Below are 8680 nucleotides of genomic sequence, written 5' to 3' on the forward strand. Positions count from 1 at the left end.
GCATTCTGACAAATCCAGCCGATCTGCCGGTGTCGGACAGCTGGTCCGCCCGCCGGCATCCGCCAGCCTCCGTCTACGCGGCGACCAGGCTTTCGCCTTGTCGTCCGGCCATGTAGTCGGCCAGCTTGTTTCGGTATTTCCGGCCGATGCGAACCTGCTCGCCGTTGGCCAGGCTGAGTTGATAGGTGCCGTGACGATTGGCCTGGGTACGGACGATATAGTGGACGTTCACGATGGCCGAGCGGTGCACGCGAAGGAAATGTGCGGGGTCGAGGCGGCTTTCAAGTTCCAGCAGCGATATGCGGTGCAGGAGCTGTCGCTGTTCGAGGTTGAAATAGGAGTAGCCACGCGCCGCTTCGATCCAGATGATCGATGATTGTGGAACCCGCACGGTTTCATGCAGGCTGCGAATCCAGAAATCGCGATAGACTTGCCCGATATTCGCGGACGCTGCGCCATTCCGGATTTCAGCAAGTGTCTCGCTGAGGCTGTCTACCTGCGCAAGATCTCGCTGACGCTGCAATTCGAGACGGACCCGTCTGAGGCATTCCTCCAAGCGGATGGTGTCGACCGGCCGCAACAGGAAGTCGGTAACCTGGAGTTCGATCGCGGTGAGCGCATGGACCGGCAGGTCGCCCAGCATGACCACGACCGGCGTGTGATGGCCCGCATTGCCGTTCCGGCACAGGAGGGTCTCAAGTCCGGGCAGGTCGCTGCCCAGAAACACAATGTCGGGTCTCGTGCCATGCCAGACATCCCCATTACCGGGTGCGGCATGACTTCCAAGGCATTCAATATTGGGGTAGCGGGCGAGTTGGCGTTCCAGTCCGGATCGCGCTTTTTCCCGTTGATCCAGTATCAGGTACCTCATCATCAGGACTCCTTACAACTAACTGAAATTGCGTAGATAATCCTTTAGGGTGTGTGGGGTTTCCTGCCTATTGGGGGGGCGGAACAAAGGGGCGGGACCCCCGCCGCTCGGTTTCGTCACACGGGCTGCAGGGATAATCCCGGTTACGGCGTTTTCCGGATCGGGCCGTTCGGGTTGAACCCAAGGCAACAATAGGCCGCAATTGGGTCACCCTGGCCGGGTGCGAAGGGTGTGCGGTGGCGGTTGGAGAGGCGGCCATTGCATTGGGGTGGCCAACAGCCCCGCCTGTTGCCGATCGTCGCGTTCGGTTGCGAATAGCCGCGTTTGGCGACTTTTTGCGGTCGTCGGGATGGATGGGCTGGTACTGGGCGGGGCCCAGTCGGCGCCGCCGCGTGGTGACGAAAATGTAAGCTGCCGGCTTAAACGTCGTCATCCCGTCCCGGGCAGGCTGCGTGACAAATTGGGGAATTGAAACAAGGATCAGACAGGCTGATGGTGCCCGAGTATTTCCACCCTGCCACCCGCATACCGCGCCGCTGGATGATGCGTATTCTGGCGGGGGCCAGCGTGTTTTGGGGCCTCCATGTGCTTGCGTTCGTCGCGATCCAATATGGGGAGGCTGTTGCGGCCGGGGCGCCGCCCAGCTTTGCGTTGGGCGTTCGTCATCAATCGGTCTTCTCGGCGATCGTGTTGCCGGCGATTGTTTCGGGCGCCTTGCTGGGGCTCGACCATGCCCTGCGTGCACGGCATGTCGTGCGGCGGATTATCGAATCGATCGGGCTGGTCGCGGTCTTCGCCATTGCTGACTATTTCTGGACGGTCCTTGTACTTGCCCCCTATACTGGCGTCCCACCCCAGATCCTTGTCGGTTCGACGCCGTCATTGTACTGGCTGCTCCTGCCCAGCTTTACGGTGATGGCATATTTGGCTGGCGCGCAGCTACGGGCGCTTGTCGGTCGTGGCGAGCAGCGGGCCGCAGACGGTAGTTCGCCCGGCCGGCTCGCTGTGAAATCCTCCGGCCGAACCGACTATGTTACGCTGGCCGACATTGTCGTCGTCTCCGCCCAAGGCAATTATGTGTCCCTGATCGATCGGTCCGGACGCGAAGTCCTGCACCGCGCCACCATGATTGAAATGGCGCAAGTGCTTGAAGGGCATGGTTTCATACAAATTCATCGCTCCCATTTCGTGCGCCCGTCCGAAGTGGTGTCCGCCGAGCAACGGGGCGACCGTATTTCCGCGGTTCGACTCAAGAGCGGCTCGGTGTTGCCTGTCAGCGCCACGGGCAGTGCCATTCTCGCCCAAGCGCTCGCAGGACCCCGGCTCGTCTCGTCCGCCTGAGCCGTGACTGGGTGCCGGGGCCGGCCGTTCGGGCCTGCCATCTCCGGTTTGGCGCATACTCGTTGAGGCGTGTTCACCCGCATTGGTTTGATCGCTGCGTCGTTATTTGTCCGTTCGCGGACGAGGCGGCGTTCGATCAGCAAGTGAGAGGGCCGGCCTGACCGGCCCCAGGGGACAATATGACACAGATCAAGACGACACTTCTCAACACGACGACCGCGATCGGTCTGGCCTTGACGGCCGCGGTCGGCATCGCGGTTGCCACCGGCCCTGCGGCCGTCGCGCAGTCATATACGACAGGCAGTGTCGGCGGTACGATTGTCGACGATGCCGGCCGGCCGGTGGCGGGGGCGAACGTGACAATTGTTTCGAGCGCGCGCGGGGCTACCCGGACGGTGACGTCCGGTGCCGACGGTCGTTTCTTTGTGGGCCGCTTGGAGGTTGGAAGCTATACACTCCGGGTTTCGCGCACCGGATATCAGACGATCTCTGACGAGCAGGTCAATGTCTCTGTGGGGACATCGTCGGACTACCGGATGGTGCTGCCGGCGGGCTCGAGTGCGGACGTTATCACGGTCACGGGGCAAGCGATTCAGGCCGATGTCTTCCAGGCATCCGAAACCGGACTCGATCTGGATGTTCAAGCGGTCTTTGAACAGGTCCCGATCGGCCGCGACGTGACCTCGCTGACCTTGCTGGCGCCAGGTACCATTATTGGTGATACCGATTTCGAGGATGGCATCAGTACTGGTTTTGCCTCGATTTCCGGCGCCTCGCCGGGCGAGAATGCCTTCTATATCGACGGTATGAATATCACCGATTTCCGCAATTTCCTCGGTGCATCGGCCGTGCCATTCCAGCTCTACGACCAGCTGGAGGTGAAGTCAGGCGGCTACCAGGCCGAATTCGGCCGTTCGACCGGCGGTGTGGTCAATGCCGTTACGCGTTCGGGCACCAATGAATGGCACTACGGCTTCAACATCTTCTACTCGCCCGACGAGTTGCGCGAAGATTCGCCGTCGAACTTCCGCTACGCCAATCGTTTCGATCAGCGCATGACCTTGGAAAGTGATCTCTGGGTGTCTGGTCCGCTGATTGAGGATCGCGTGTTTTTCTACGGTCTCTATTCGCCGCGTCTCATTGAGGCGATCAATATCACCGAGGCAGGACGCGAAGAAGTTGACCGGAGCGACGATCCCTTCTTCGGTTTCCGCATTGATGCGAACCTGTTTGACGGTCACACACTGGCCTGGACGAGCTTTTCCGACGACCGAACGACTGTTCGCGAGGCCAATGACGTCACATTCAGCGCCGATGGCAGTGAAATCACCGGTCGGACGGCGGTCGCACAGACCAATTTCGAGGAAGGTGGTGACGTCAACATCCTGCGCTACTCCGGTGCATTGGCTGACTGGCTGACCGTGTCGGTCACGGCAGGGCGCCAAACCTTCAACCAGACCATTGCAGGCAGCACGGATGGAAATCCGGCCATCCTGGATGCCCGCGATACCAGCGGCACTGTGATCCAGCTGGGCAACTGGGGCGAGATCGTGCCGTCCCAGGGGGGCGATACCCGTGACCTCATCCGTGCGGATGCCGACATTTATGCCAGCTTTTTCGGCGAGCATAATATCCGGGTCGGTGTCGACCAGGAGACGCTGACCGCCGAGGACGTCTCATACTATTCCGGCGGCGTGTATTATCGGCTCTACGATCCGGCCTCATGCGAGGCCCAGGGTGGACAGGCCGGTCGCGACTGTGTGCGGGTTCGTCATCTCAACCGCGGTGGCGAGTTCGAGACCGTGCAGACGGCCTTTTATATCCAGGACTCCTGGCAGGTCACCGACCGGCTCAATCTCAATCTCGGTCTGCGCAACGAGACATTCGACAATCGCAATGCGGGGGGTGATACCTTCACCCGGATCGAGAACCAGCTGGCACCGCGCCTAGGCGCATCCTTCGACTATTTCGGCGACGGAACGCTGGAATTCTATGGCTTCTATGGCCGCTATTTCCTGCCGGTGGCGACCAATACCAATATTCGCATGGCGGGCGCGGAGCTGTTTACCCAGGACTGGTATCAGTTCACTGGCCTGGATGCTGAAGACGTCCCTCAGCTGGACGGAGCACCATTCCTGGAGGAGGTGTTCGGAGACGGGACGGTGCCCGACACCCGGGCAGTCACGGACCAGTATTTGGACCCGATGTATGTCGACGAATTCATTCTCGGCGCGCGCTGGATGATGAATGACCTCTGGGATTTCGGTTTGAACTACACCTATCGCGATCTCGGTGTGACGTTGGAGGACGTGGCGATCGATGCTGCGGTGATCGCCTATTGCCACGACAACGGCCTCACGGTCGGTGGAACGCCGTGCGAAGACATCTGGACCGGCTTTCACCAATACGTGCTGACCAATCCGGGCGAGGACATGCGGGTCTATCTGCCCGAGCTTGATCAGACCGTCGATCTCGATGCTGCGGCGCTGGGATATCCGACGCCGACGCGGACCTATGAAGCCTTGACCCTGACCTTTGACCGCGAGTTCGACAGTGGCTGGGATCTGCACGGGTCGTGGACGTTGTCCCGCAGCGAGGGCAATTACGAAGGTACGGTGAAATCCGACAACGGTCAGGACGATGCCGGCATCACAACCTCGTTTGACCAGCCTGGTCTGACCGATAACTCTGATGGCTTGTTGCCAAACCATCGGGCCCACAAGATCAAGCTGTGGGGCAGTTATGAGGTCAATGAGCTGTTTTCGATCGGTGCCGCAATGCAGGCGAATTCACCGCGTCATTTCGGCTGTATAGGATTTCACCCGACCGACGCTTTCGCGCAGGCCTATGAAGCTGAATCCTTCTTCTGCAATAGCGCGGCAACACCGCGGGGCAGTCAGTTGGAGAGCGACTGGATCTACAATGTAGATCTGGCTTTCATCTATCGACCGCAGCATTTGCCGTTGGGCGGCACTCCAGTGTTCCGCATGGATATCTTCAATGTCTTCGACAGTTCCGGGGTCACTGATATCCGCGAAATTGGCGAAACCGCGCTCAATGTGCCGGATCCGAATTACGGTGCCGCTCTGCGCTACCAGGCACCGCGTTCGGTCCGCTTCGGGTTGTCCTGGGACTTCTGAGTCCCGGGGCCTGCTGACCGGGGTGGCTGCCCTGGGGGCTGGGAAGCGGCGGGCTTTGCCCGCCGCTTCTTTTTTGTTCGCAGCGGCTGTGTGCCCAGCGCCGTTGCTTGTCGCCAACACTGTCATTCGCAACGCCATCCCGCCATTGGGGCAGCCGCCTCTTTAGTGCCCGTTTGTCTCCTGTCTCATAGCGGGCTTGCGCCCGTTGTCTCGGGCGAACGGGACGAATGGCCGGAGCGGCTGTCGTGCCCGAGAGGGAAGGGGCCGCTTGCCGGTCCCGGTGTATTTCGAGGGGAAACCATGTCGCACCATACAAGAAAGAAACATCTGCTCCTGACCAGCATCCTGGCGGGAGTTGTCGGATTGTCGTCGGCGCCGGGATTGGCGCAGGACGCAGCCGATGACACAACGGCAGCCGAGGATGACGAGGTCATTGTCGTTACCGGGTCGCGATTGCGCCGCAACGAGTTCACATCAGCTTCGCCCGTGCAGATCGTTACTGCCGAGGAGGCGACGCTGGAGGGGCTGGTGGATGCGGCGGAAATGCTGCAGGGCGCCAGCGTCGCTTCGGGTTCGGCCCAGTACAACAACCAGTTCGGCGGCTATGTCGTCTCCGGCGGGACCGGGGTGAATACGATCTCGTTGCGCGGGCTTGGCGCCCAGCGCTCTCTGGTCCTGGTCAACGGGCAGCGTCTCGGGCCGGCCGGCGTGCGTGGCGAAGTGGGCGCGTTTGACCTGAACGTGCTTCCGCCCGTCGTCATAAACCGGTTTGACATTCTCAAGGATGGTGCGTCCTCGGTCTATGGTTCGGACGCTGTGGCCGGTGTGGTCAATGTGCTGACGCTCGACCGTGTCGAGCGGCCCGAACTGACCGTCTCGGTCAATGCCCCGTTCGAGGGCGGCGGCGAGACATATGATATTTCGGGACTCTATGGGCTGGACTTTGCCAATGGCCATATCGTCCTAGCCGCCCAGTACCAACTGCGCGAAGACCTGTCCCTGGGTGACCGGGATTATCTCGCCTGTCAGCAACCGATGATCTATGACGCGCCGGGGGGCAATCGGATCGACCGAGAGGACCGTTCCATCCTTGCCGGAACGGCTCTGGGCGGGTGCGAGAATATCTATTTCAACACCGTGTTCGATCAGGTCAATGGTGGCCGTTACATTCCCGACCCGGACGGCGTCGGTACGCCGGAACTGCCCGGCTATCGCCTGCGGGTGGTTGGCCGGTATGACACGCACGGCCAAGCGTTCTACGAGGACGTGCAGAATGATGCGCGCTACTTGTCGTCGGACGCGATCAACCGGCAGGAACGCAGCAGCGTGTTCGCCTCGGCGAACTTCGAGTTCGACGCGCTTGGCGGTATCGAATGGCGTGCTGATGCTCTCCTCACGCGCCGGGAGACTTTTTCGGAGGGCTGGCGCCAATTCTTCCCGCTGATCGGTGGGGCCACGGCCCAATCGCTCTTCGGTACCTATGGCTATGCCAATGACCCCGGCTATGATCAGGATCTCATTCTTGCCTTGCCGGTGACCATGTGGCCGTCCAACTACGCGGCGGACGTGCGTTACGCCTCCATAAATTCTACGCTCAGCGGCGAGTTGGGGACTGGATTCGGGCCGTTGGCGGGCTGGGGCTGGACAGTATCGGCCCAATATTCCCGTTCGGAAGGGGAATACACCAATAACGGTATCAGGGCTTCGGAATCCGGTGATGTCCGTTTTACCGACGATGCGCCGGACTATGACCCGCTCTCGTTCGAATTCCTGTCAGGCAATTACGGCGCTGATCTCTATGATCAGCTTACCGTCATGGCGACCGGTCTGACGATTTATGAGCAGACGGTCGTGAATGCCACGATCGCCGGCGACCTGTTTGATTTGCCGGCCGGTCCGGTGAGTGCCGCCATTGGCGCCGAGCGTCGCGGCTTCTCCATCGATGACACGCCATCGGAAGCCTCGCGCACAGGCGAATTGTGGAACTCGACCTCTGCCCAGATCACCCGTGGTGAGGACAATGTGTCGGAGTTTTTCGGGGAGATCGAATTTCCGCTGCTCGCCGACCAGATGTTCGCCGAAAGTCTCTCTCTGAACCTGTCCGGTCGCGTCTTCGACTATGAGTCGGCCGGGTCTGATTCAGTCTGGAAGGCCGGCGTGAACTGGCAGATCACGCCGAGTGTCCGACTGCGTGCCACGGAAGGGACCTCGTACCGCGCGCCGGCACTATATGAACTCTTCCTGGGCAACCAGTCGGCCTTCCTGGCACAGCTCTCGATCGATCCCTGTATCGACTGGGGCTTGAGCAATAATGACGATGTGCGTCGCAATTGCGCAGCCGAAGGTATTCCCGATGACTATTCGGGGGCCGCATCCGGTGCCACCATCTATACCGGTGGCGGCCAAGGCGTTCTGGAATCGGAAACGTCGGAAGCGCGCACGATCGGATTGGTCTACACCCCGCAATCGTTGCCGATCTCGATCGCGGTGGACTATTTCGAACTGGAGGTTCTCGACCAGGTGTCTCAATTGGGAGCATCTGCAATCATTGGCGGTTGCTACGGCGCGGCCAATTATCCCAATGCCTTCTGTGACCTGTTCGATCGCAATCCGGGCTCTGCCCAGCTGGATCCGTTTGCCATCACGGAGGTGCGTGACAGCTATATCAATGTGAACTCGCAATATACGTCAGGCGTGGATCTCACGATGCGCTATGCGAACGAACACGATTTCGGCGCTCTCATTGTCGATCTGCAGACAACCTGGACGCTGGACGACATTGTCTACCTGTTCGACCCGAACATTGCGTCCGGTTATGCCAACAATGATTTCAATGGCGTGATCGGTGATCCGCAATTTGTTGCCAATCTGCGCGCTTCGCTTACCCGGAACGCTTGGACCTGGAGCTGGTTTGTGGACTATGTCGACGGCACCACTGACCCGGCGCGGCGTGATCGCACCTTCAACTATCAAGGGTTCGAGAACGCATTCCGGGACCTCAATGTCGAAGGTGTCGTCTACCACGACGCATCCGTGCGTTGGGAAAACGAGGATCTGACCATCCAGGGCGGGATTTCGAACCTGTTTGACGAACATCCGCCAACCGTGTCCGACCCGATCCAGCGCCGGGGCAATACGGCCCTGTCCGGTACCCAGTACGACCTGCGTGGCCGGACCGGCTTTATCCGGGTCACCAAACGCTTTTGATCTAGCCCTTCGGGCAATCCTGAGCTGATGTCAGCCGGTCCGCGATACCACGCGGGCCGGCTGATCTTTGGAAGTTGGGCGTTGGCGCAACCACCGCGACTGGGTCAAGGAGGGCCGCCTC

At 60.3% G+C, this 8680-nt stretch carries 4 protein-coding genes; 3 read left to right on the forward strand and 1 reads right to left on the reverse strand.

Annotation, left to right across the window (positions count from 1 at the left end; translation table 11 throughout):
* Window positions 1-73: 73 nt before the first annotated feature.
* Window positions 74-874: a LytTR family DNA-binding domain-containing protein gene (locus AWH62_RS05800; RefSeq protein ID WP_083635036.1), complete on the reverse strand. Its 801-nt coding sequence runs from the start codon at window positions 872-874 to the stop codon at window positions 74-76.
* Between the two features lie 489 nt (window positions 875-1363).
* On the opposite strand from AWH62_RS05800, the gene AWH62_RS05805 reads away from it, so the two are divergent.
* From AWH62_RS05805 to AWH62_RS05815, 3 genes are all read left to right on the forward strand, one after another.
* The gene (locus tag AWH62_RS05805; RefSeq protein WP_075189544.1) at window positions 1364-2212 is read left to right on the forward strand and encodes a LytTR family DNA-binding domain-containing protein; all 849 of its coding nucleotides are present in this window, start codon (window positions 1364-1366) and stop codon (window positions 2210-2212) included.
* A 179-nt stretch (window positions 2213-2391) separates the two neighbouring features.
* A complete protein-coding gene (locus AWH62_RS05810; protein WP_075189545.1) occupies window positions 2392-5352 on the forward strand; it encodes a TonB-dependent receptor domain-containing protein in 2961 nt (986 codons plus the stop codon).
* 300 nt (window positions 5353-5652) lie between these two features.
* Entirely contained in the window at window positions 5653-8559 is a 2907-nt protein-coding gene (locus AWH62_RS05815) for a TonB-dependent receptor domain-containing protein (protein ID WP_075189546.1), read from the forward strand.
* Window positions 8560-8680 lie beyond the last annotated feature (121 nt).

Source organism: Maricaulis sp. W15 (assembly GCF_001924955.1).
Classification (GTDB): domain Bacteria; phylum Pseudomonadota; class Alphaproteobacteria; order Caulobacterales; family Maricaulaceae; genus Maricaulis; species Maricaulis maris.